At 48.6% G+C, this 22,538-nt stretch carries 39 protein-coding genes; 3 read left to right on the plus strand and 36 right to left on the minus strand.

All coding sequences use genetic code 11. The features are described 5' to 3' along the window. Positions 1-229, plus strand: a 229-nt coding sequence (locus I8J30_RS28780) for a hypothetical protein (protein WP_210663940.1), incomplete at its 5' end; no start/stop codon positions are given. 84 nt (positions 230-313) lie between these two features. Here I8J30_RS28780 and I8J30_RS28785 read toward each other — a convergent pair. Next, positions 314-535: a hypothetical protein gene (locus I8J30_RS28785; protein ID WP_090986273.1), complete on the minus strand. Its 222-nt coding sequence runs from the start codon at positions 533-535 to the stop codon at positions 314-316. Positions 536-733: 198 nt separating this feature from the next. Then, positions 734-1,345, minus strand: coding sequence for a stage II sporulation protein M (locus I8J30_RS28790; RefSeq protein ID WP_210663941.1), 612 nt, complete (start codon positions 1,343-1,345; stop codon positions 734-736). 108 nt (positions 1,346-1,453) lie between these two features. Here I8J30_RS28790 and pdaB point away from each other — a divergent pair, with 108 nt between their 5' ends. After that, the gene (pdaB, locus tag I8J30_RS28795) at positions 1,454-2,260 is read left to right on the plus strand and encodes a polysaccharide deacetylase family sporulation protein PdaB (protein ID WP_210663942.1); all 807 of its coding nucleotides are present in this window, start codon (positions 1,454-1,456) and stop codon (positions 2,258-2,260) included. A 10-nt stretch (positions 2,261-2,270) separates the two neighbouring features. Here the strand turns inward: pdaB and I8J30_RS28800 are convergent, their stop codons facing one another. After that, entirely contained in the window at positions 2,271-2,906 is a 636-nt protein-coding gene (locus I8J30_RS28800) for a KinB-signaling pathway activation protein (RefSeq protein WP_338044973.1), read from the minus strand. A 207-nt stretch (positions 2,907-3,113) separates the two neighbouring features. Here I8J30_RS28800 and gerD point away from each other — a divergent pair, with 207 nt between their 5' ends. Further along, positions 3,114-3,836, plus strand: a complete 723-nt coding sequence (gene gerD / locus I8J30_RS28805) for a spore germination lipoprotein GerD (RefSeq protein WP_091225578.1) — start codon at positions 3,114-3,116, stop codon at positions 3,834-3,836. Positions 3,837-3,928: 92 nt separating this feature from the next. Here gerD and I8J30_RS28810 read toward each other — a convergent pair whose 3' ends face one another. The 33 genes from I8J30_RS28810 to rpsS form a co-directional block, all read right to left on the minus strand. Then, entirely contained in the window at positions 3,929-5,014 is a 1,086-nt protein-coding gene (locus tag I8J30_RS28810) for a P-loop NTPase (RefSeq protein ID WP_210663943.1), read from the minus strand. A gap of 101 nt (positions 5,015-5,115) precedes the next feature. Beyond that, positions 5,116-5,901, minus strand: coding sequence for an N-acetylmuramoyl-L-alanine amidase CwlD (cwlD, locus tag I8J30_RS28815; RefSeq protein ID WP_210663944.1), 786 nt, complete (start codon positions 5,899-5,901; stop codon positions 5,116-5,118). Positions 5,902-6,119: 218 nt separating this feature from the next. Further along, on the minus strand, positions 6,120-7,286 hold the full coding sequence (gene sat, locus I8J30_RS28820; protein ID WP_210663945.1) for a sulfate adenylyltransferase: 1,167 nt from the start codon (positions 7,284-7,286) through the stop codon (positions 6,120-6,122). Between the two features lie 17 nt (positions 7,287-7,303). Beyond that, the gene (locus tag I8J30_RS28825; protein ID WP_210663946.1) at positions 7,304-7,996 is read right to left on the minus strand and encodes a phosphoadenylyl-sulfate reductase; all 693 of its coding nucleotides are present in this window, start codon (positions 7,994-7,996) and stop codon (positions 7,304-7,306) included. A 151-nt stretch (positions 7,997-8,147) separates the two neighbouring features. Beyond that, positions 8,148-8,540 (minus strand): 30S ribosomal protein S9, encoded by a 393-nt coding sequence (gene rpsI, locus I8J30_RS28830; RefSeq protein ID WP_090986288.1) that lies wholly within the window; start codon positions 8,538-8,540, stop codon positions 8,148-8,150. A 19-nt stretch (positions 8,541-8,559) separates the two neighbouring features. Then, entirely contained in the window at positions 8,560-8,997 is a 438-nt protein-coding gene (gene rplM / locus I8J30_RS28835) for a 50S ribosomal protein L13 (RefSeq protein WP_091225573.1), read from the minus strand. A 273-nt stretch (positions 8,998-9,270) separates the two neighbouring features. Beyond that, a complete protein-coding gene (truA, locus tag I8J30_RS28840) occupies positions 9,271-10,011 on the minus strand; it encodes a tRNA pseudouridine(38-40) synthase TruA (protein ID WP_210663947.1) in 741 nt (246 codons plus the stop codon). Between the two features lie 119 nt (positions 10,012-10,130). Then, positions 10,131-10,499 (minus strand): 50S ribosomal protein L17, encoded by a 369-nt coding sequence (gene rplQ / locus I8J30_RS28845; protein ID WP_090583277.1) that lies wholly within the window; start codon positions 10,497-10,499, stop codon positions 10,131-10,133. A gap of 51 nt (positions 10,500-10,550) precedes the next feature. Beyond that, positions 10,551-11,495, minus strand: a complete 945-nt coding sequence (locus I8J30_RS28850) for a DNA-directed RNA polymerase subunit alpha (protein WP_090986294.1) — start codon at positions 11,493-11,495, stop codon at positions 10,551-10,553. A 125-nt stretch (positions 11,496-11,620) separates the two neighbouring features. Then, positions 11,621-12,016, minus strand: a complete 396-nt coding sequence (rpsK, locus tag I8J30_RS28855) for a 30S ribosomal protein S11 (RefSeq protein WP_090986296.1) — start codon at positions 12,014-12,016, stop codon at positions 11,621-11,623. An 18-nt stretch (positions 12,017-12,034) separates the two neighbouring features. Beyond that, a complete protein-coding gene (rpsM, locus tag I8J30_RS28860) occupies positions 12,035-12,403 on the minus strand; it encodes a 30S ribosomal protein S13 (RefSeq protein WP_091225571.1) in 369 nt (122 codons plus the stop codon). A 16-nt stretch (positions 12,404-12,419) separates the two neighbouring features. Next, a complete protein-coding gene (gene rpmJ / locus I8J30_RS28865) occupies positions 12,420-12,533 on the minus strand; it encodes a 50S ribosomal protein L36 (protein WP_003333770.1) in 114 nt (37 codons plus the stop codon). 43 nt (positions 12,534-12,576) lie between these two features. Beyond that, the gene (gene infA, locus I8J30_RS28870; RefSeq protein ID WP_015847200.1) at positions 12,577-12,792 is read right to left on the minus strand and encodes a translation initiation factor IF-1; all 216 of its coding nucleotides are present in this window, start codon (positions 12,790-12,792) and stop codon (positions 12,577-12,579) included. A 2-nt stretch (positions 12,793-12,794) separates the two neighbouring features. Continuing rightward, complete coding sequence (locus I8J30_RS28875) at positions 12,795-13,067, minus strand: KOW domain-containing RNA-binding protein (protein WP_090986392.1); 273 nt, start codon at positions 13,065-13,067, stop codon at positions 12,795-12,797. Between the two features lie 14 nt (positions 13,068-13,081). Then, positions 13,082-13,843 carry a type I methionyl aminopeptidase gene (gene map / locus I8J30_RS28880; protein WP_210663948.1) on the minus strand — a complete coding sequence of 254 codons (762 nt, stop codon included), beginning with the start codon at positions 13,841-13,843 and terminating at the stop codon, positions 13,082-13,084. Continuing rightward, on the minus strand, positions 13,840-14,493 hold the full coding sequence (locus I8J30_RS28885; protein WP_090986302.1) for an adenylate kinase: 654 nt from the start codon (positions 14,491-14,493) through the stop codon (positions 13,840-13,842). The genes map and I8J30_RS28885 overlap by 4 nt, the downstream gene beginning before the upstream one ends. A gap of 87 nt (positions 14,494-14,580) precedes the next feature. After that, the gene (gene secY / locus I8J30_RS28890) at positions 14,581-15,879 is read right to left on the minus strand and encodes a preprotein translocase subunit SecY (RefSeq protein ID WP_210663949.1); all 1,299 of its coding nucleotides are present in this window, start codon (positions 15,877-15,879) and stop codon (positions 14,581-14,583) included. Further along, positions 15,880-16,320, minus strand: a complete 441-nt coding sequence (rplO, locus tag I8J30_RS28895) for a 50S ribosomal protein L15 (protein WP_090986306.1) — start codon at positions 16,318-16,320, stop codon at positions 15,880-15,882. A 120-nt stretch (positions 16,321-16,440) separates the two neighbouring features. Further along, positions 16,441-16,626 carry a 50S ribosomal protein L30 gene (gene rpmD, locus I8J30_RS28900; protein WP_090986308.1) on the minus strand — a complete coding sequence of 62 codons (186 nt, stop codon included), beginning with the start codon at positions 16,624-16,626 and terminating at the stop codon, positions 16,441-16,443. A 13-nt stretch (positions 16,627-16,639) separates the two neighbouring features. Beyond that, entirely contained in the window at positions 16,640-17,137 is a 498-nt protein-coding gene (rpsE, locus tag I8J30_RS28905; RefSeq protein ID WP_090986309.1) for a 30S ribosomal protein S5, read from the minus strand. A 31-nt stretch (positions 17,138-17,168) separates the two neighbouring features. After that, on the minus strand, positions 17,169-17,537 hold the full coding sequence (gene rplR / locus I8J30_RS28910; protein ID WP_091225568.1) for a 50S ribosomal protein L18: 369 nt from the start codon (positions 17,535-17,537) through the stop codon (positions 17,169-17,171). A 67-nt stretch (positions 17,538-17,604) separates the two neighbouring features. After that, entirely contained in the window at positions 17,605-18,147 is a 543-nt protein-coding gene (rplF, locus tag I8J30_RS28915) for a 50S ribosomal protein L6 (RefSeq protein WP_210663950.1), read from the minus strand. A 30-nt stretch (positions 18,148-18,177) separates the two neighbouring features. After that, complete coding sequence (gene rpsH / locus I8J30_RS28920) at positions 18,178-18,576, minus strand: 30S ribosomal protein S8 (RefSeq protein ID WP_090986314.1); 399 nt, start codon at positions 18,574-18,576, stop codon at positions 18,178-18,180. A gap of 30 nt (positions 18,577-18,606) precedes the next feature. Beyond that, the gene (locus I8J30_RS28925) at positions 18,607-18,792 is read right to left on the minus strand and encodes a type Z 30S ribosomal protein S14 (protein WP_090583249.1); all 186 of its coding nucleotides are present in this window, start codon (positions 18,790-18,792) and stop codon (positions 18,607-18,609) included. Positions 18,793-18,814: 22 nt separating this feature from the next. After that, positions 18,815-19,357 (minus strand): 50S ribosomal protein L5, encoded by a 543-nt coding sequence (gene rplE / locus I8J30_RS28930; RefSeq protein ID WP_090986316.1) that lies wholly within the window; start codon positions 19,355-19,357, stop codon positions 18,815-18,817. A 31-nt stretch (positions 19,358-19,388) separates the two neighbouring features. Next, positions 19,389-19,742 carry a 50S ribosomal protein L24 gene (rplX, locus tag I8J30_RS28935; RefSeq protein ID WP_091225566.1) on the minus strand — a complete coding sequence of 118 codons (354 nt, stop codon included), beginning with the start codon at positions 19,740-19,742 and terminating at the stop codon, positions 19,389-19,391. A gap of 45 nt (positions 19,743-19,787) precedes the next feature. Beyond that, positions 19,788-20,156, minus strand: a complete 369-nt coding sequence (gene rplN / locus I8J30_RS28940) for a 50S ribosomal protein L14 (protein WP_090583243.1) — start codon at positions 20,154-20,156, stop codon at positions 19,788-19,790. A 44-nt stretch (positions 20,157-20,200) separates the two neighbouring features. Beyond that, the gene (gene rpsQ, locus I8J30_RS28945) at positions 20,201-20,464 is read right to left on the minus strand and encodes a 30S ribosomal protein S17 (RefSeq protein ID WP_090986321.1); all 264 of its coding nucleotides are present in this window, start codon (positions 20,462-20,464) and stop codon (positions 20,201-20,203) included. Positions 20,465-20,512: 48 nt separating this feature from the next. Beyond that, positions 20,513-20,713 carry a 50S ribosomal protein L29 gene (gene rpmC / locus I8J30_RS28950; protein ID WP_090583239.1) on the minus strand — a complete coding sequence of 67 codons (201 nt, stop codon included), beginning with the start codon at positions 20,711-20,713 and terminating at the stop codon, positions 20,513-20,515. Then, positions 20,703-21,137 carry a 50S ribosomal protein L16 gene (gene rplP / locus I8J30_RS28955; protein WP_090986323.1) on the minus strand — a complete coding sequence of 145 codons (435 nt, stop codon included), beginning with the start codon at positions 21,135-21,137 and terminating at the stop codon, positions 20,703-20,705. The genes rpmC and rplP overlap by 11 nt, the downstream gene beginning before the upstream one ends. 2 nt (positions 21,138-21,139) lie before the next feature. Next, positions 21,140-21,802, minus strand: coding sequence for a 30S ribosomal protein S3 (rpsC, locus tag I8J30_RS28960; RefSeq protein WP_091225565.1), 663 nt, complete (start codon positions 21,800-21,802; stop codon positions 21,140-21,142). 13 nt (positions 21,803-21,815) lie between these two features. Then, positions 21,816-22,151 (minus strand): 50S ribosomal protein L22, encoded by a 336-nt coding sequence (rplV, locus tag I8J30_RS28965; protein WP_090986326.1) that lies wholly within the window; start codon positions 22,149-22,151, stop codon positions 21,816-21,818. A 43-nt stretch (positions 22,152-22,194) separates the two neighbouring features. After that, the gene (gene rpsS / locus I8J30_RS28970) at positions 22,195-22,476 is read right to left on the minus strand and encodes a 30S ribosomal protein S19 (protein WP_091225564.1); all 282 of its coding nucleotides are present in this window, start codon (positions 22,474-22,476) and stop codon (positions 22,195-22,197) included. Between the last annotated feature and the right edge of the window lie 62 nt (positions 22,477-22,538).

The following is a 22,538-nucleotide window of genomic DNA, read 5'->3' on the forward strand; positions in this document are numbered from 1 at the left end:
AGGCACGCCGCCAGCGTTCGTCCTGAGCCAGGATCAAACTCTCCATAAAAGTGGTAAGCCCGAAGGCTTGGCCATTTTTAAGAATTCGCTTGGTAGCTCATTCAAAAAACTAGCTTTGCGAAACGTTAGTTTCGCGATTTATAACCATTTGACTGGTCGCTCATTGTTCAGTTTTCAAAGAACAAATTCCGTTGTTCATTCGCCCGTGTCTCAGCGGCGACTTGATTAATATATCACATGCCTTATAAACAATGCAAGGGGTTTTTTGATTTTTTTATCCACATGTTTATAACCCTTTGAAAAACCGTTGATATCAGCGGTATGTACGCATATTTAATGCGTAACGGGACAGCTCTTTCGGGGAAGCAATACGGGCATACATGCGGAAAATGACTTTGTAGCGTTTGGCAATCGCGGTTTTAATATCGCCATCTAGCCGGGAATCGTTCAAATCGAGCAGCATTTCGTCGAGTTCTTTGCGTAGTACGTAGTCGAGTTCTTTACATTCTTTGTCGTTGAACAGAATTCCGAGCATAACCGTTGGTGGCCCCCTTCAAATAATCAGCCCAAGAAGAAACGACTTTCGCCGGCCTATACGGCGGCGCAGCAAGTCCCAAAGACATTATGGAAATTATAAATACCGTTAAATCCCATAATGTAGAAAAACGGCGTTTATCGCATGTCACGATAAACGCCGCTTTATTGTTATGCTCAAATAATTGGAAATTTATTACTAACTAAGCAACCAAACTGTTACCGTACTCTCAATAACAGCCGCAACAATCAACATAACCACAATTAAAACCATGACCGGCAGTGTCCGCATGACGAATAGCTCAAGTTCCTGCCCCCAGCCCTTGCGCTTCGTAAAGAGGGTACCAAGCCCCTGAAGCATCATTCTGCCGAACCGTAAACCATACGCACAAGCAATAATGATTGCCGCAATCTCGATGATGCCGTGCGGCAGCAATCCCTTAAACACGATCGTAAATACGGCTTCATTCCCCTGTTCGGCTGTCTTGTGGACCAAGTAACCGAGCAGCATACCGTTAATAGCCAGGAACGCAATGGGGACGAGTCCGAACAGTGAGCCTACATACATGACGAGAATGGCTTTAATGGCATTATTGAAGAAAATAAACAGCATTAAGAATAAGGTCGGGTGCGAGCTTGAATCAATATTTTCCGCGACACCTTTCAGACCGCTTAGTTGACTGTTGATAAAGGCATCTAATGCAGGATTTGTTGCACCTACAACGATGCCGGCTAACAAAAATATAGTGCTGAACGCGATATAATGCCGCATCGACTGCAAATGGCGAAGCATTTCTTTAGGCGAAAACATAAGCCGGGGTCACCTCTTTGGGCTGTTTTTGGGATAACAAGAATAAGTTGTTGGTACGAGCATAGATTGTACTAGAACAAGCCCTTATTGGAGAGGAGTGCAATTGTAATGAATATGTTTTATGTGATGAACGGACGGAAACTGAAGCGTTACTTTCTAGTCACCGTAGGTATTCTGTTTGCTGCGGGCGTTATTTACGCGGAGAAGGACAATATTACCGTGTTCGCTCCCAACCAGCCTGCGGCCATCTACAGCGTGCCAACAGATAAGAAGGTTATCGCCCTGACGTTTGACATCAGCTGGGGGGAGAAACGAACAGAACCGATTCTAGAGGTATTGAAAGAGAAAGGCGTGAAGAACGTCACCTTCTTCCTCTCTTCGCCTTGGAGTCAGACCCACCCCGATATCGTAAAGAAGATCGTCGATGGCGGTTATGAAATCGGCAGTCACGGTCACAAGCATGACAACTACAGCACGTTCAGCGATGAGGAAATTCGCAGCCAGATCGAAACGGCTCAAACGATTTTGACTCAAGTTACCGGTAAAACGCCTAGCTTGATCCGTATGCCTAATGGGGATTTTGACAAACGTGTACTTCGCATTGCCGAGCAAATGAACTACAAAGTCATTCAATGGGACACCGACTCCCTCGACTGGATGAATATCGGCACGGATAAAATCATCAATCGCGTCGTCAGCAAAGCGCATCCCGGGGATATCATCCTGATGCACGCCAGCGATTCCGTGAAGCAAACCCACGAAGCGCTGCCGGCCATTATCGATCAGCTGCGCTCCAAGGGCTATGAATTTGTAACGGTATCGGAATTAATCGCCCAAACTGAGCTCCAAGGTAAAACGGTGCAGGATAAAACTGCGATGTTCGAGCAGCAGCTAGATGCTTTGGCCGTACAATAAATGCAGCAGCTTATACAGCCGGCTTCGCATCTGATGCGGAGTCGGTTGTTTGTTGTTTGCGCACCAGCTTGTGAAGCCACAAGATTTGGTAGGCATTACACACGAACATTGGGATGATCATAAATATCATTGCCGTTACATTGCTTTCCTCGCCTCTGATGCTTGGCCATGCTTCGAGCAGTGTAACTACAACTTGTAGGAACAACGTCGGAATGAATGCATTATTGTTTGTTAGCTTGGCTTTGTAGTACGCCACTGCCCATGATGCAAGTCCCAGTCCAAGCGGAAGCACCCAGAATATCCAATTGTTGTCCAGCTTCACGCGATCCTGGTAAAGCAAGTAACCGATCCCGCCAAGTGCAAACAACGTTGTATAGGCTTGTAGTGCGTTCCACATGTAGTTTCTGCGGATGACGCTAAGTGCGATGTAATTCAAGGTCATGTAAGCAAAGAAGCCCATTTGACTGAATGCGCCGAAGAGCAGGCCGACCAGTGCCATCATGGCGGCATTAAAGCCTGCTGCCTCCAGTCCCATGAAGCCAAATGAAGCATCTGTCCATTGCATGATACTTCCGACAACGATGGTTACAACACCGCCGACGGCCATCGTGCTCCAAAATAAGAAAAACAATTTGCGCAAGTTCACTATTTTCCACTCCTACAGGTTTGTTGAGATTGTTGAATCCGTTATGTTTCAGGCGATTATCGCCAGCGTTTCCGAATATGCCGAAACTACCCTTCATTTTACCATGTCCCATACAAAAAGCCATGCCGCTTCCATGATAATACGATGAACATTGTCGCATACTACACACAGAAACAGTTGCTTTTTCAGAAGGGAGACACTGACAGCATGGTTAAACGAATTACATGGCTTGGTGCCCTCATTGTCCTGACATTCAGCCTGTCAAGCTGTGGTACGCAACAATCCAGCGCATCAAGCGAGCCGATCAGCTATAAAGACATGAAGTCTATGGTAATTGACATACTCAAAACCGAGGACGCACAAAAGGCGTTACAGGAATCGGCTTCCGCCACAAGCGGTAACAACGGCTCCAGCCTCCGGTCGCTCTCCGTACAGGATCAAGAGCAGGTTCGACTAGCCGTCAAAGAAACTCTGGTGGCGCCGGAGTACAGCAAGGTTATTGAGAAGTTGATGACGGATCCTCGTTTTGCGGGAGAATTTGCGAAAGCCGTAAATAAGCAAAACAAACAGATTCATAAGGATCTGCTGAAGGATCCAACGTACCAAAAGGACCTCATTCAAGTGATGAAGAGTCCGGAAATGGACAAAATGATCCTTGAAGTGCTGCAAAGCACGCAATACCGGAAACAGACGATGTCGCTCATGCAGGAATCCATGCAAAATCCTCTGTTCCGTCTTGAAATTCTGGACCTGCTCAAGAAGGCCGTTCAGGAAGAGCTTAAGCCTAAGCCGGACGAGAAGGTCACGAAGGAAAAAGAAGGCGGCGATAAAGGCGGCGGCGAAGGTGGCGGTGAAGGAGAAGGCGAAGGCGGCGGTGAAGGCGAAAGCGGTGGCGAAGGTGACAGCGGTATGAGTGATCAAGGCGGTTGATGAACGGATAAAAAGCCGGTATTCTCCCACGATTGTGTGGGGAATACCGGCTTTTTTAAGGGGTGAAGCATGATTTAATTGGTGAAAAATGATTATGCTTCGCATTTCGCGATAACGCGGTCGGCGATGTCTAGGTAAATACGGCCGTTCTCCGTATCCGCCTTGTATACCGAAGGGGAGAAATCCGGCTCGGACGGATGGTTGTCCGGCGCGCCTAGCGGGATTTGAGCCATGAGCTCGGCATTAAGCGATTCGGCCAGCCTTGCGCCGCCTCCGCGTCCGAATACATATTCATGCTCGCCGCTCTTGCTTACAAAGTAGGACATGTTCTCGATGATTCCGATGATTTCATGTTCGGTCTTAATCGCCATCGCTCCTGCGCGCGCAGCAACAAACGCAGCCGTCGCGTGCGGCGTCGTGACGATGATTTCTTTGCTTTGCGGGATCAGCTGATGCACATCCAGCGCAACGTCTCCTGTACCCGGCGGCAAATCAAGCAGCAGGTAGTCCAGTTCGCCCCACTCGATCTCCGCGAAGAAGTTGCGGAGCATCTTGCCCAGCATCGGTCCACGCCATACGATAGGCGCATTGTCTTCCACGAAGAAGCCCATCGACATGACGCGCACGCCGAATTTCTCGATCGGGATGACGCGCTCATTCACGATCTGCGGGCGATCTTCGATGCCCATCATATCGGGCACGCTAAAGCCGTAAATATCCGCGTCGATGATGCCGACGCGTTTGCCCTTGCGGGCTAAGGCGACCGCGAGATTGACGGTCACCGTGGATTTGCCGACGCCGCCCTTGCCGCTGGCGACGGCAATGAACTGCACCCCGCTGCTGCTGCTGAGCAGCGGATGTGCCTCCAGCCCGGCCCCGTGCCCACGTACGGGGCCGGAGGCTGCAGCCTGCGGCTGCGCTGCCGCGGGCTGCTGCGCCGCAGGCGCGCCTTCGCCGGCACGAAACCGGAAGTGCGCGGTTTCGGCCCCGGCGGCGGCAAGCGCTGCTCGCAGCGCAGCCTCGAGCGCGCGCTCGGCGCTCGCGCTAGCCCCAAGGACCGTCATGGATACGTGACGGTCCTCCTTAACCATCACATCGCGGAAGGAAATCGCCCCTTCCGCCATATATGGGGCCGCCGCAGACTCGGCGGCCGCTAAAGCTTCTATGCGGGTCAACATATTCAACCGTCTCCTCTTGTCCTTGAATAAGTGCTTATATTGTTAGGTGTGTATGTACTCGCTTCATTATAACAAGACCAAGACCCTGTTCCAAGCCGCGGTTATTTGGGTTCACTCGGTTCCGTGCCCGAAGCTGATCCCCATTTCTCACCGGCGGTAAAACGAAGAACCCCCTGATAGATCGAAGCCGCAACCTTCTTCTGGTACTCCCCGTCTGCAAGTCGTGCCGCTTCACCAGGGTTAGATAAGAACCCAACCTCCACTAAGGCGCTCGGAACTTCATCCATCGCTTTGAGCAAATACACCGAGTTCACAGTCGCAGCCACCCGCTCGGTATTCGCAAGATTGCGCCGAATTTCATCCTGGATCAACGAAGCAAGGACCGCATTCTCCGGTAAATTCGGATAAAAGAAAGTCTGTGCCCCCGACCAACGAGGGGACGGGATGCTGTTCATATGAATGCTGAGCAGCATGGTGGCATTCTTATCTTTGACAAACTTAGCGCGATTAACTAAGTCCTGTGTCTTACGCTTGCTTATCTTCGACGTACCTTCCTCTGCCAGATCGTAATCCCCTTCTCGAGTCATAACTACGATTGCGCCGGCTTGTTGTAAATAATCTCTCAGCTGCAGAGCGATGGCTAAATTTAAATCCTTCTCCACCATGCCCTGCTTGCTGACCGCTCCGCCATCTACACCGCCGTGTCCGGCATCGATGGCAATCACCTTGCCGGATAATGGGAGGGTCCAATACGTCCAGGTGCGCGTGGCTGGCACCTCCTGCGTGAGCAGAATAACAGTCAGGATAACCGCCACCACGCCAAGAGAAATGCGTACAGCACCGCGATACGTGATCCAGATGACGAAACGTTTCCGAACTCCGCGCATACCAAAAGCCACCCCAATCTCCATCCGATGATCGTGCACAGGAGTCTGTCCTGTACTCTTTATCATCTTATGGGACGAGATGGCTTGTTATGCGAACAACCCCATGCATAAATGCATATTTACCGGATGTTGCAGGAAATTCATTTGCACGGAAGCGAAGCACAAAACGCCTTTGCCGCCTGCTGTAGGCGATCAAAAGCGTTTTGTGCGGTAACCTATTAATTAACAGGCTGCTCAGCCATGCCTTCGATAAGAATTTTAGCAACTTCCGGTCGTGAGAATTCCGGCGGCGGGCAAACGCCATCACGCAGCAATGCGCGAACTTTCGTACCCGACAACGTCAAATGACTCTCTTTGTCATGCGGACAAGTTTTGCTCGACGCCATATTGCCGCATTTCGTGCAGAAGAAGCTGTGTTCGAAATAAAGTGGAATAATGCCAAGCTCATCAGCTGTAAAGGAACGAAGCAGATCCTGCGCTTCATACGTGCCGTAGTAGTCGCCTACACCTGCGTGGTCGCGACCAACGATGAAGTGCGTACAGCCGTAGTTTTTGCGAACCATCGCATGGAAGATCGCTTCGCGAGGACCCGCATAGCGCATAGCCGCCGGGAACACGCCAAGGAACGTCCGATCTGCCGGATAATAGTTCTCCAGCAGCGCGATGTAGCTTTTCATCCGAACGTTTGCAGGCACATCATCCGATTTGGTTTCGCCTACAAGTGGGTTCAAGAATAGCGCATCTACGATTTCCATCGCACACTTCTGAATATACTCATGTGCACGGTGTACCGGGTTACGCGTTTGGAAGCCGACAACGGTACGCCAGCCTTTCTCCGCGAAGATCCGTCTTGTCTCAGATGGATCAAAATAGAACTCATTGAACTTCTCAGGTACCGGACGATTAAGAACCGTAATCGGTCCGCCAACATACGTATTAGGACGGCTGTAGGTTTTCGCAACTCCCGGGTGCTCGATGTCATCCGTCTTATACACATTTACAGCTTCATGCTTCAGATCAACGCTGTAGATGCTTTCGATATCGATAACGCCGTAAACGGTACCATCTTCGCCTACAAGCGCTGCGCGCTGCCCTGTGGACAATTCAGAAGCTTTCGCCTCTTCTACTGCCAGTGTAATCGGAATGCTCCATACCGTGCCGTCTGCAAGGCGCATACGTTCAACGACCGAGCGATAGTCTGCTTCATTCAAGAAACCGGTAAGCGGCGAGAAAGCGCCGACTCCGATCAGGTCCAAGTCCGATATTGCCCAAGTGTTTACAACGATGACCGGTAATGCTGCCGCTTCTGCCAGCAGCGCATCGCGCTCAGCTCCGCTTGCGACTCGGTTGATGAGTACGCCGCCATGTGGCTTAATGCTGCTCATGCTCTGAAAGCCTCCTCTTATTTATGCAATCCGCATTCTGTTTTTTCTTGACCCGACCAACGGCCGGCACGTGGATCTTCACCAGGCATAACCTGACGAGTACAGTGCTCACATCCGATGCTCGGATAGTGATTGTCATGAAGCGGATTGTAGTACACATTGTTCGTACGGATATAGTCCCATACATCTTCAGACGACCAATTTGCAATCGGATTGAATTTCACGAGTCCGAACTTCGTATCATATTCAATCTTCTTCGCATTTGCACGCGTAGGTGCTTGGTCACGGCGGATACCCGTAATCCATGCTTCGTATTTGGAAAGGATCTGAGTCAACGGTTGAACCTTCCGGATGTCACAGCACTGGTTGGCATTGCTTTTCCATAGCTCTTCTCCATATTGAGCAGCTTGCTCTTCCGGCGTGATCAAAGGCTTTACTTCGACAAAGCTAAGGTTGTAGAGCTCTGCCATTTTATCGCGTGTTTCGTACGTTTCTTTAAAGTGGAAGTCCGTGTCCAGATAGAAAATATCTGTTTTCGGGCTGATTTTTTGCAGCATATCGACAAGTACGACATCTTCCGCGCCAAAACTGCAGGCAAAGGTAATGTTCGGGAAAGTTTCAACCGCGAATTTAATAATCTCCTGCGGCGTTGCTGTTTCCAATTCTTCCGCTTTTTGCTTGATGAGTGCTTCCTTTTCAAACAAGTTCATGGTGTTGACCTCCATATTCAAATTCCTAGTAAACTAATCTACATTAAATTATACGTCGATTGCTTCATTTGTTCAATATTTTTAAATGATATCCGGAATATGAAAAAAATGCCTCCTCTGCAAGCAGAGAAGGCATTTTTGTAAGTCGATATTAACGTTTGGAGAATTGTGGCGCGCGACGTGCCGCTTTAAGACCGTATTTTTTACGCTCTTTCATACGTGGGTCACGAGTCAAGAATCCTGCACGTTTCAAAGCTGGACGGAATTCCGGATCTGCTTTAAGCAGAGCACGGGAGATACCGTGACGGATAGCGCCGGCTTGACCGGAGATACCGCCGCCGTGTGCGATAACCAAGATATCGTATTTGCTTGCAGTCTCAGTAAGAGCAAGCGGTTGTTTAACGATCAGCTTCAGTGTTTCCAGACCGAAGTAATCATTCAAGTCACGTTTGTTAATAATGATTCGTCCTTCACCCGGCACGAGACGTACACGTGCTACAGAGTGTTTACGACGACCGGTTCCATAGTATTGAACTTGTGCCATGAAACTGTCCTCCCTCTATTTACCCGCGAAGTTCGTAAACTTCTGGATTTTGTGCTTGATGTGGATGTTCTGGTCCGGCATAAACTTTGAGCTTCATCTTCATTTTATCGCCAAGACGGTTCTTTGGAAGCATGCCGTGGATAGCTTGTTCCAATACTTGCTCTGGTTTGTTCTTGATCATGTCCTGAGCCGGAGTTACTTTAAGTCCGCCTTGGTACATGGAGTGACGGTAGTACATTTTGTTTTGAAGTTTTTTACCAGTAAGGTGAATTTTCTCCGCGTTGATGATAACTACGAAATCACCAGTATCAACGTGTGGAGTAAATGTTGGTTTGTGCTTGCCGCGGATCAGGCTAGCAGCTTCGCTCGCTAAGCGACCAAGCGTTTTGCCTTCTGCGTCAATGACAAACCATTTGCGATCAACTTCGCTGGACTTTGCCATATAGGTAATGCGCATGGATGTTCCTCCTTGTTCATTCAAACATTGGTGGTTCTAATTTATAATGTTACGGTTCCGTTAGAGATGAATGGTGGATCGACCAAGGGTCTTCTCAAAGCCATCATCTGTAACCGGCTCGATTCCATTCAAAAATGCTATTGTTGGTTGGCGATCTCAGTCGGGGCTGTGGGAGAGCCACTAAGAAAGCACAAGTTATATTCTACAACATAGGATTAACAAGTGCAAGCTATTTGTTTAGGCTTTATGCCCTCAGAGCACTGGTAATACTCGTCAATCGTCGTAGGAAACTTCCCAGAGCATCAGACCGTGAGCCATCGCTGTCGGTCCGGCCGCAGTGCGGTCCTTCGCTTCAAGAATGCGCTCAAAATCCGATACGGACAGCTTCCCTTCCCCTACCCATAGTAAGGTGCCCACAATAATCCTCACCATGTTATAGAGAAAGCCATCACCTGTCACAAATAGATCCAGTTTCCCCTCACCTTGCTCGATTCTTGCTTCAAGAATCGTTCGCACATGTGAGCGCTTCGTAGAACGCTGCGAAGCAAAGGAAGTGAAATCATGCTTGCCTACCACTTTAGACAATGCTTCCCTCATCTCGGACAAGCGAAGAGGCATGGGATAATGAAACCGGTAATCCCGTTCGAATACATCTGCAAACTTATTGGTGTCGATGGAGTAGCGATACGTTTTTCGTTTCGCGCTGTAGCTCGAATGAAAATCAAGCGGCACTTCATCGGCCTTTAAGATGGCGATGTCACCCGGCAATCGAGAGTTCAAGGCTAGCGCCCAGCGTCCGATCGGAATTGGCGAGGAGGTGATGAAGTTAAACACCTGACCCCTCGCATGCACACCTGCATCCGTTCTTCCGGATGCCACGATATTCACTTTCTCGCCGGTCAACACATGAATCGCCTGCACAAGCACGTCTTGCACCGTATTTCCGATGGGCTGCGTTTGAAAGCCATGGTAATGCGTGCCTACATAGCTGACAACCATCCGTATGTTCTTCATCCCATATGGTCCCCCTTATGCACGGTATCAAGGGCAACAAAAAAAGGTGGCCGCAAGGTCCACCCTTTCCGAAAGAAACTTTCGCGGGCGCCAGTTATGTCGCCAGCCGTTTCTTCTTGCTACGCGCGATCCACCAGTTCCAAGTAAACCATAGGTGCCGCGTCACCGCGACGTGGTCCTAGTTTCAAAATACGCGTATATCCGCCCGGACGTTCCGAGTAACGGGTAGCCAGTTCGGAGAACAATTTTTGAATTGCATCCTGTTCACCAGCAACCAAAGACTCACGGCGAACGAAAGCTGCAACTTGACGACGAGCGTGCAGATCACCACGTTTTGCAAGTGTGATTAGCTTCTCAGCGATTGGACGAAGCTCTTTTGCTTTCGCCTCAGTCGTTTGAATGCGCTCATACAAGAACAAGTCTGTAACGAGGTCACGGAACAATGCTTTCCGCGAACTTGCGTCACGGCTCAATTTTGAATATGCCATCGATTTTCCCCTCCTTAAAACAGTCTATCGACCTTTAGTCTACGCTGCTTTTTATTCTTCCATGCGGAGGCCAAGACCCAGTTCTTCGAGCTTTTCTTGAACTTCTTCCAAAGACTTGCGTCCGAGGTTACGGACTTTCATCATGTCTTCTTCCGTTTTCGTGATCAGCTCTTGGACGGTGTTGATACCTGCACGTTTCAGACAGTTATAAGAACGTACCGAGAGATCGAGCTCTTCGATCGTCATCTCAAGTACTTTCTCTTTCTTGTCTTCTTCTTTTTCAACCATGATCTCAGCATCTTTCGCTTCGTCAGTCAGACCGACGAACAGATCCAGATGCTCAGTCAAAATTTTGGCGCCGAGGCTTACAGCCTCTTCCGGACGAATGCTTCCGTCGGTCCAAACTTCAAGTGTGAGCTTATCGTAGTTAGTCACTTGACCAACACGAGTGTTCTCAACCGAGTAGTTTACACGAGTAATCGGTGTGTAGATCGAATCAACAGGAATGACGCCGATTGGTTGGTCTTCCCGTTTATTCCGATCTGCTTGCACATAACCGCGTCCGCGATTAGCAAATACCCGCATGTGGAGCCGTGCACCGGAGGCCAGCGTCGCGATATGAAGATCAGGGCTTAAAATCTCGACATCGCTGTCTGCGCGAATATCGCCAGCCGTAACGTTGCCATCGCCTTCCGCGTCAATCTCCAATACCTTCTCTTCGTCGGAATGGATTTTCAGCGAGAGGCCTTTGAGATTCAGGATGATTTCGGTAACGTCCTCCATCACACCTGGAACCGTAGAGAACTCGTGAAGTACACCATCGATTTGAACAGAGGTTACCGCTGCACCAGGCAGCGACGACAACAGAATCCGGCGAAGCGAATTCCCGAGCGTTGCTCCGTATCCACGTTCAAGCGGTTCAACGACGAACCTTCCGTACGTGCCATCCTCGTTTAGTTCTACGGTTTCGATTTTCGGCTTTTCGATCTCAATCACAATAGTACCCTCCCTCAAAACGTCGCTCCGTTACCATTATCGCATAAGTAGTCAAATCATGTAGTATGGCAAACCTTCACAACCATTATTCACAAGTTGTAGTCATTTGATACCACAAAAATTGACTATACGCGACGACGTTTTGGCGGGCGGCATCCGTTGTGCGGAACTGGAGTAACGTCTTTAATAAGGTTAACTTCCAGACCTGCAGCTTGAAGCGAACGAATTGCTGCTTCACGGCCTGCGCCAGGACCTTTAACCATTACTTCGACAGTTTTCATACCGTGTTCCATTGCCGCTTTTGCTGCAGATTCAGCAGCCATTTGAGCTGCGAACGGCGTGCTCTTACGGGAACCTTTAAAGCCGAGGTTACCCGAGCTTGCCCAAGAAATCGCGTTTCCGTGCGGATCAGTAATCGTAACGATCGTATTATTGAATGTCGAGCGGATATGCGCTACGCCAGTATCAATATTTTTACGGTCACGACGTTTCGTACGAACCACTTTTTTTGGTTTAGCCATTTCGGTTATCCCTCCTTCTTATTTCTTCTTGTTCGCTACAGTCCGGCGAGGACCTTTACGCGTACGAGCATTTGTTTTCGTCCGTTGACCACGAACCGGAAGACCACGACGGTGACGAACACCGCGGTAGCAGCCGATCTCGATCAGACGTTTGATGTTAAGCGAAATTTCACGGCGAAGGTCGCCTTCTACTTTAACCGTTTTGTCGATTGTTTCGCGAAGTTGGCTGACTTCATCTTCTGTCAGATCACGAACGCGAGTATTTTCGCTAATACCGGTTGTGCTAAGAATTTTATTAGCAGTCGTTCTGCCAATACCGAAGATGTATGTCAGAGCGATGACAACGCGTTTATCACGCGGTAAGTCTACACCAGCAATACGTGCCATGTATCGTTATCCCTCCTTATCCTTGTTTTTGTTTGTGTTTCGGATTTTCACAAATCACCATAACATTGCCTTTGCGGCGAATGACTTTACATTTCTCGCAAATCGGCTTGACCGATGGTCTAACCTTCATTGTGATTACCTCCCGAATTCTTTCGTCGGCAGGCCTTTATGGCCTACTTCCGATAGGTAATGCGTCCTCTAGATAAATCATAAGGCGACAATTGAATGACTACTTTATCTCCTGTCAGAATGCGGATAAAATGCATTCTCAGTTTGCCCGATACGTGGGCGAGAATTTGGTGTCCATTCTCAAGTTCAACCTTGAACATGGCGTTAGGTAGTGGTTCGATGACCGTACCTTCGACTTCAATGACGTCTTCTTTGGCCATAGTCATTCTCCTTTCCCTTGCACAGCCTTCTGAATTGCGTAACGCAGTTTTGCGTTAGTAACACGGCCGGTTTCCCGCATGCTGTCAGCCACTTCATGACTGACGACCGGTTGCATCAGAAGATGCAGTACGTTCTTCTTCTTCGATTGATCGAAGCGCCGCTTGTCTCCGTCAGCTACAAGGACGAAACGTTCATCCAGAACCTGAATGATGACGGCGTATGAGCCTCCGTCTTTTCCTTTAAGGACCTTAACTATGCGGCCGATCTCCGGCATATGTTCCAATGCACTCAACCTGCCTGCTCCCTGGATAGGGTTAAGATTTCGCAGCCATCCTCTGTGACGGCAACCGTGTGCTCGAAGTGAGCGCACCGGCTGTTATCCTGTGTAACGACTGTCCAATTATCCTCCAGCGTACGCACATATCGCTCACCGATGTTGACCATCGGTTCTATCGCCAGCACCATTCCTGGTTTTAGACGAGGTCCGCGATCGGGTAATCCGAAATTCGGGATTTGCGGTTCTTCGTGCAGATCTGCACCAATGCCATGCCCCACAAAGTCTCGAACAACAGAAAAACCAGCAGCTTCAATCACTTGTTGAATCGCATGCGAGATGGTAAACAAACGAACATCCGGTTTCACGAGCGCGAGTCCTGCATAGAGCGATTGTTCTGTAATGTCGAGCAGTCGCTGGGACTCTTCACTAATATTGCCTACACCGTAGGTCCAAGCGGAATCGCCATGGTAACCTTTATACTGTGCGCCAATATCAATACTGATGATGTCGCCATCGTTCAGCTTGCGTGATCCTGGAATACCGTGTACCAGCTCATTGTTTACAGAAGCGCAGATACTGGCAGGAAATTGATTGTACCCTTTAAAAGAAGGTATTGCGTCCTGACTGCGAATGTACGTCTCAGCAATATCGTCCAATTCTTTGGTCGTAATGCCGGGACGAATAGCTTGTTTGAGCAAGCGATGCGTCTCCGATACAATTCGGCCAGCTATTCTCATTACTTGCAATTCCGATTCGGATTTGCAAATAATCATTCTGCCGTTCCCCGCAGGCAGCTAACGATGTCAGCTGTAACTTCGTCGATTTCTTTCTCGCCGTCTACTTCGCACAAAACGGCTTTACTTGTGTAGTACTCAAGTAATGGAGCTGTTTTGGAGATGTATTCGTCGAGACGCGTGCCTACTTTTGCTTCCGTATCGTCTGACCGCTGATACAGCTCGCCGCCGCATTTATCACAAACGCCTTCTTGCTTCGGCGGGTTGAACATAACATGGTAAGTGGAGCCGCATGCTTTACAAATGCGACGACCGGTCAGACGCGCAAGCAGTAGACCGCGGTCAACCTTCAAGTTAACAACATGATCGATACTGCGTCCCATTTCAGCCAACATCCCGTCCAGCGCCTCAGCTTGTTGCAGCGTGCGAGGAAATCCATCCAGCAGGAAGCCGCCATTACAATCCTCAAGTTGGAGACGTTCACGAACGATACCGTTCGTGATTTCATCCGGGACAAGAAGTCCTTGATCCACGAATTCTTTCGCCTTCAGACCAAGAGGTGTGCCTTGCTTCATTGCTAAACGGAAAGCATCGCCAGTGGAAATGTGCGGGACACTGAAAGTGTCCACGATACGTTCCGCCTGTGTGCCTTTGCCGGCGCCCGGAGGGCCCATGAATAAGATGTTCATTAGCGTGTTCCTCGCTTTAAACATAATAGGCTCGGCCGGGTCCCGCCACACAATTAGATGCGCGGAAGCCCGCTTGCGAACCTATTGTTATTTATTGATAAACCCTTTGTAGTGGCGCTTGATCAATTGCGTCTCGATTTGCTTCATCGTATCCAGTGCAACACCGATTACGATTAGCAGCGAGGTTCCGCCGAGCTTCACATCACGAGGCAAATCAGCGAGCGTGCCGAAGAGTACCGGCAAGATCGAGATGAGCGATAGGAAGATCGCTCCGCTGAGTGTGATCCGCGACATGACGCGCGTAATGTAGGAAGATGTCGGTTTGCCAGGACGAATGCCCGGGATATAACCACCATTTTTCTTCATTTGATCGGCCATCTGCACCGGATTGATTTGCACAAACGTGTAGAAGAACGTGAAAGCGATAATCAGTATTACGTACAACACCATGCCAAGCGGCTTGTCGTAGTACATATGAGTTTGAACCCATGTTGCCCAAGCATGCGTCGACCAGAAGTTCGCGATCGTAACCGGGAACATCAGAAGCGATACCGCAAAGATAACCGGGATAACACCTGCACCGTTAACTTTCAGCGGAATGTGGGTAGATTGCCCACCGTACATTTTCCGTCCAACAACGCGTTTAGCGTATTGTACCGGAATCTTACGAATACCTTGTTGTACAAAGATAACGCCGACTATAATCGCGACGATCGCAATTACAATCACGACTACCTTGATGATGCTCAGGAAGATGTTGCTTGCATCAACAAACTCCGCTGTGTAAATCGAGCGAATGTGTGTAGGAATTGCTGCTACGATACCGGCAAAGATCAGGACCGAGATCCCGTTGCCGATGCCTCTCTCTGTAATCTGCTCACCGAGCCACATGAGGAAGGCTGTTCCCGCCGTCAGAATTATCGCAATCATAATATAATCCGTAACCGTTGCACCAGGAATCATATCGTACTGATATTGCCGGTTAAAACCAATTGCAGTACCAAAACCTTGGACTAAACCAAGAACAATCGTACCGTAACGAGTAATTTGAGCAAGTTTACGTTTACCGTTCTCGCCTTCCTTCGCCCATTCGGCGAATTTAGGGATAACGTCCATCGACAGAAGCTGTACGATGATCGATGAGGTAATGTAAGGCATGATCCCGATCGCGAAGATCGAGAACTGGAACAGTGCCCCACCGGAAAACGTATTAAGCAAACCAAACAATTCAGAACCGGCCTGATCAGTTTGTGTAAATACATCTTTATTGACACCAGGAACCGGGATAAAGGAACCGATCCGGTAAACCAACAGGATGAACAGCGTGAACAGGATCCGCTTGCGAAGGTCTTCCACTTTCCAAATGTTGGACACGGTCTTGAACAATTAGATCACCTCGGTTTTACCGCCGGCAGCCTGGATTTTCTCTACCGCAGATTGAGAGAACTTGCTTGCTTTTACCGTAAGCTGAACAGTGATTTCGCCGTTGCCCAAGATCTTGATTCCGCTCTGTGGGTTTTTAACGATACCTTGCTCAAGCAGAAGCTCAGGTGTTACCTCTGTGCCAGCTGCAAAGCTGTTCAACTCATCGATGTTCACAATCGCATACTCTTTACGGAACGGGTTGTTGAAGCCGCGTTTAGGCAAGCGACGGTACAATGGGTTTTGTCCGCCCTCGAACCCTGGGCGAACGCCACCACCGGAACGAGCATTTTGACCTTTGTGACCACGACCGGCTGTCTTACCGTTGCCGCTACCGATACCACGGCCTTTACGGAAGCCCTCTTTACGAGAACCCGGTGCTGGTGAAAGTTCATGCAATTTCATCGTACGTTGCACCTCCTTAATGTTTTACGCTGCTTTCTGTACGAGTTTGCTTCATCAGCAAAACTCGTCTTTGAAAGCATACTGTTGAAGCGGTATATCATTTACGCCATTAAAGACGATTTATGCTTGTACTTCTTCCACTTTAACCAAGTGGCTGACATGAGTAATCATGCCACGGATAGCCGGGCTGTCGCTGTGGACAACCGATTGACGAATCTTGCGAAGACCAAGCGTAGCAACTGTCGCACGCTGCTTCTCGTTACGACCGATCAGGCTGCGAACGAGGGTGATTTGCAATTTTGCCATCGTATTCTCCTCCTTAGCCCAAAAGCTCTTTCACGGTTTTACCACGAAGTTTGGCAACGTCCTCGGCACGTTTCAGACGGGAAAGTCCTTCTAGTGTCGCGTTAACCATATTCATGGAGTTTGAAGAACCAAGCGATTTGGTTAGAATGTCGCCTACACCTGCAAGCTCAAGAACGGCACGAACCGGACCGCCTGCAATTACTCCAGTACCTTCAGATGCTGGTTTAAGCAATACGCGGCCAGCGCCGAAGTGTCCGAGCACTTGATGTGGGATTGTTGTTTTCACAAGTGGTACATGGATCAGGTTTTTCTTAGCATCTTCGATACCTTTGCGGATTGCATCCGGTACCTCGCCAGCTTTACCGATCCCTGCGCCAACATATCCTTTACCGTCACCTACAACTACCAGTGCGCTGAAGCTGAAACGGCGTCCGCCTTTTACTACTTTCGCTACACGGTTGATTTGAACTACTTTTTCAGTTAGTTCCAACGTATTTGGATCGATACGCAAGTCGACTTACCTCCTTCATAAGTATTATCGATTAAAACTCAAGTCCTGCTTCGCGAGCTGCATCAGCCAGTGCTTGAATTCTTCCATGGTACAAGTAACCGCCGCGGTCGAAAACCACTTGGTCAACGCCTTTCGCTTTAGCGCGAGAAGCGATAACTTCACCGATTTTGCGAGCAGCCTCGATGTTACCACCATTTGTGAATTGTTCTGCGATTTCTTTATCAAGCGTGGACGCTGAAGCGACCGTTACGCCTAGAACATCATCAATCAGTTGTGCATAGATGTGTTTGGAGGAACGGAATACAGAGAGACGCGGACGCTGCGTAGTTCCGTTGATTTTCTTACGCACACGCAGGTGACGTTTGAGACGTGCTTTGTTTTTATCGCCTTTTGTAATCATTCGTTGTACACTCCTTTCCTTGGGTCCTTATGAAGCTATCCGATTAAGCGCCTGCATTCGCGGCTGCTTACTTCTTCTTACCAGCTTTACCTTCTTTACGAAGGATACGCTCGCCTTCATACTTGATACCTTTACCTTTATACGGCTCTGGCTCACGTACGGAACGGATCTTCGCAGCAGTTGCACCAACGAGTTCTTTGTCGATGCCTTTTACGATGATTTTCGTGTTCGAAGGAACTTCGAACTCGATGCCGTTCTCAGGAGTGATTTCTACTGGGTGCGAGTAACCAACGTTAAGTACGATTTTCTCGCCAGTTTTGTTTGCACGGTAACCAACGCCTACTAGCTCAAGGTTTCTTACGAAGCCTTCAGTTACACCACTAACCATGTTAGCGATGATGCTGCGAGTTGTACCGTGTAGGGAACGATGCAATTTATTGTCGGAAGGACGCTCAACGGTAATTACGCTGTCAGCTACCACCACATTCATATCTTTGTGGATTTCGCGGCTCAGTGTACCTTTAGGTCCTTTAACAGTGATAGTGCTGTTGTCCAAGTCGATGTTTACGCCACCTGGAACTTGGATCGGTTTACGGCCAATACGAGACATTGTTACACCTCCAATCGTTGTGACAGTTAATTACCAAACGTAGCAGACGACTTCGCCGCCGGATTTAACCTGACGAGCTTCTTTATCAGTCATAATTCCTTGGGACGTGGAAATGATCGCCATTCCCAGGCCGCCCAATACGCGAGGCACTTCAGTGCTTTTCGTGTAAACGCGTAGACCCGGTTTGCTGATACGTTTCAGCCCCGTAATTACACGCTCTTGGTTCGGGCCGTATTTAAGGAAAATACGGATCATCCCTTGTTTGTTATCTTCAATATACTCGGCATCGCGGATAAAGCCCTCGCGTTTCAAAATTTCAGCGATTTGCTTCTTTACTTTCGAAGCAGGCATTTCTACGGTCTCATGACGCACAACGTTTGCGTTGCGAATGCGTGTAAGCATATCTGCGATCGGATCAGACATAACCATTGTGTAAACCTCCTTCCCGAACTAGGCTGATTACCAGCTTGCTTTTTTAACGCCAGGAATCTGGCCTTTGTATGCTAATTCACGGAAACAAATCCGGCAAATTTTAAACTTTTGCAAAACGGAATGCGGACGGCCGCAACGTTCGCAGCGTGTGTAAGCCTGCACTTTGAATTTAGGAGCACGTTGCTGCTTAACCTTCATCGAAGTTTTTGCCACTTGGTATTACACCTCCTGTGGATTACTTCGTAAACGGCATGCCCATTTGGGTCAGCAGTTCACGAGCTTCTTCGTCCGATTTTGCCGTCGTGACGATGACGACGTCCATACCGCGTACTTTGTCAACTTTATCATACTCGATCTCCGGGAAGATCAATTGCTCTTTCAGACCCAGAGTGTAGTTACCACGGCCATCAAACGCTTTGTTTGATACGCCGCGGAAATCGCGTACGCGTGGAAGTGTGACATTGAACAGTTTATCAAGGAAGTAGTACATACGCTCACCGCGCAGTGTTACTTTAACCCCGATCGGCATGTTCTCGCGAAGTTTGAAACCAGCGATCGATTTCTTGGAGCGAGTTACTACAGGCTTTTGACCAGAGATCAAACGCATGTCTTCAACAGCAACATCGAGAACTTTAGAGTTGGAAACAGCCTCACCAACACCCATGTTGATAACGACTTTCTCGATCTTAGGCACTTGCATTACTGTTGTATAGTTGAACTTCTGCATAAGAGCAGGAGTGATTTCATTCAGGAAACGATCTTTCATTCTTGCTGCCATGTAACGTGGACCTCCTTTCCGTATCGGTCAATTAATCAATTACCTCGCCGGATTTTTTAGCGATCCGGACTTTTTTGCCGTTATCAAGCACTTTATATCCGATCCGAGTTACTTTACCGCTCTTAGGATCGATGTGCATAACATTGGAAACGTGAATCGCCGCTTCTTGTTCGATAATGCCGCCTTGCGGATTAGCTTGCGAAGGACGAGCATGTTTCTTCACCATATTGACGCCTTCGACGAGTACGCGGTTTTGGCGCGGATACGCTGCAATAACGCGGCCTTTTTTGCCTTTGTCTTTGCCCGTAATGACCATTACCGTGTCGTCTTTCTTCACGTGCAATTTATTGTTATGAGATTCCAACACTTTCTTCAACCGTGGCATGAGTTACACCTCCTGCGTGCTTGCGCGGAATGCGCAAAGTACTTTTTAGATAACTTCCGGAGCAAGCGATACGATTTTCATGAAGTCGCGGTCGCGAAGTTCACGAGCAACTGGTCCAAAAATACGTGTGCCGCGCGGGCTTTTGTCTTCTTTTACGATAACCGCTGCATTCTCATCAAATGCGATGTATGAACCGTCTTTACGGCGAACCGCACGCTTCGTACGCACGATAACCGCTTTAACTACATCACCCTTTTTGACAACGCCACCGGGTGTTGCTTGTTTGACGGAGCAGACGATCAAATCGCCGATATGGCCAACACGACGTCCAGTACCACCGAGCACACGGATGCACATCAGTTCTTTCGCGCCAGAGTTGTCAGCGACAGCCAAACGTGTAAATGGTTGAATCATTTCAACGTCCTCCTTTCGGGAAAATGCTTACTAAGAAGCATTTCTTACAAAATAACAGCAGCTTCAACGATCTCGACTAAACGGAACCGTTTGTCTTTCGATAGCGGGCGAGTTTCCATGACTTTAACGATATCACCGATCTTAGCTTGGTTGTTCTCGTCGTGCGCCTTGAATTTTCTCGTGTATTTAATACGTTTGTGGTACAGATCGTGTTTTTTGTAAGTTTCAATGGCAACAACGATTGTTTTGTCCATTTTATCACTCACGACTTTACCTACTTGAACTTTGCGGGCATTACGTTCGCTCATGTTCATCCTCCTTCCATGCATTCGTTATCGCTCACGGACAATCGCAGTTTAGCTGCTGATTCCGAGTTCTCTTTCACGAAGAACGGTTTTGGCACGAGCTATATCCTTACGTACGTCGCGGATGCGAGTTGGGTTTTCCAGTTGGCCGGTAGCCAATTGAAAACGAAGGTTGAATAGCTCTTCTTTGAATCCAGCGACTTTTTGTTCGAGTTCAACAGAGGTTAGGTTGCGGAAATCATTAGCTTTCATTTGCTTCACCACCCACTTCTTCGCGTTTCACGAACTTCGTTTTAACTGGGAGTTTATGTGCTGCAAGACGCATAGCTTCACGTGCGATCTCTTCAGATACGCCAGCAAGCTCGAACATTATTTTGCCCGGTTTTACGACAGCAACCCATTTTTCTACGTTACCTTTACCGCTACCCATCCGGACTTCGAGAGGCTTTTGCGTAATTGGTTTCGCAGGGAAAATCTTGATCCATACTTTACCGCCACGCTTGATGTAACGAGTCATCGCAATACGCGCTGCTTCGATTTGACGGTTAGTGATCCATGAAGGCTCAAGTGCTTGCAGACCGTATTCGCCGAAGGCTACTTCAGTACCGCCTTTAGCGCGACCTTTCATATGACCACGTTGTTGTTTACGATGTTTGACACGTTTTGGGACCAACATGATTAGTTGCCTCCTTCCTGTGGAGCTTTCTTCTTAGTTGGAAGGATTTCACCGCGATAGATCCATACTTTTACGCCGATACGGCCGTATGTTGTCGCAGCTTCTGCTGTTCCATAATCAATGTCTGCACGCAGCGTATGAAGTGGAACTGTACCTTCGCTATAACCTTCTTGACGAGCAATCTCAGCGCCGCCCAAACGACCGCTAACGGAAGTTTTGATACCTTTCGCGCCCGAACGGATTGTACGTTGGATGGATTGTTTCATTGCACGGCGGAACGAGATCCGACGCTCAAGTTGTTGTGCAATGCTCTCAGCTACGAGAATCGCATCAAGTTCTGGATGTTTGATCTCAGAGATGTTGATGTGCACTTTTTTGCCTTTAGCGATTTTCGACAGTTCGGAACGAAGGTTTTCAACTTCAGATCCGCCTTTACCGATTACCATACCAGGCTTAGCTGTATGAATTGTAACGTTAACGCGGTTAGCTGCACGCTCGATTTCGAACTTGGAGACAGCCGCATCTTTCAATTTGTTTTTGAGGTACTCACGGATTTTAACATCTTCCATGAGCAATTCGCCGAAGTCTTTGCCTGCGTACCATTTGGATTCCCAATCACGGATAATACCAACACGTAGACCGACCGGGTTTACTTTTTGTCCCACACGTTTTCCCTCCTTATTTTTCGGATACCACCAAAGTAATGTGGCTGGTTCTTTTGTTAATCCGGCTAGCACGACCCATTGCGCGCGGGCGGAAACGTTTCATTGTTGGCCCTTGGTTTACAAACACTTGTGTAATCACAAGTTTGTTCACGTCCAACTGGTAGTTGTGCTCCGCATTAGCAATTGCGGAATTCAGCAGCTTCTCAACGATTGGGGAAGCCGATTTTGGTGTATGGCGCAGAATCGCGATTGCTTCGCCGACTTGCTTACCACGGATCAAATCAACAACCAGCTGTGCTTTACGAGGTGCAATGCGGACGTGGTTAGCGAACGCTTTAGCTTGTTGCATGGATGAACCTCCTCTCGACCTTTATCACGTAACTATAAAACGATTAACGGCGACCAGTTTTCTTATCGTCGTTACCGTGTCCTTTGTACGAACGCGTTGGCGCGAACTCACCGAGTTTGTGGCCAACCATATCTTCCGTCACATATACCGGCACGTGCTTTTTACCGTCATAAACAGCAAAAGTGTGACCAATGAATTGCGGGAAGATTGTAGAACGGCGAGACCAAGTTTTAACAACTGTCTTCTTCTCTTGCTCGTTCAGAACTTCAACCTTTTTCAGCAAGTAACCGTCAATAAACGGTCCTTTCTTCAAACTGCGACCCATGGATGATCCTCCCTTCACGCTAGCGTTACGCGACGCAGCGCGTCACGCTCATGACGCCGAGG

This window comes from Paenibacillus lignilyticus, from assembly GCF_017942085.1.
Classification (GTDB): Bacteria; Bacillota; Bacilli; order Paenibacillales; family Paenibacillaceae; genus Paenibacillus_Z; species Paenibacillus_Z lignilyticus.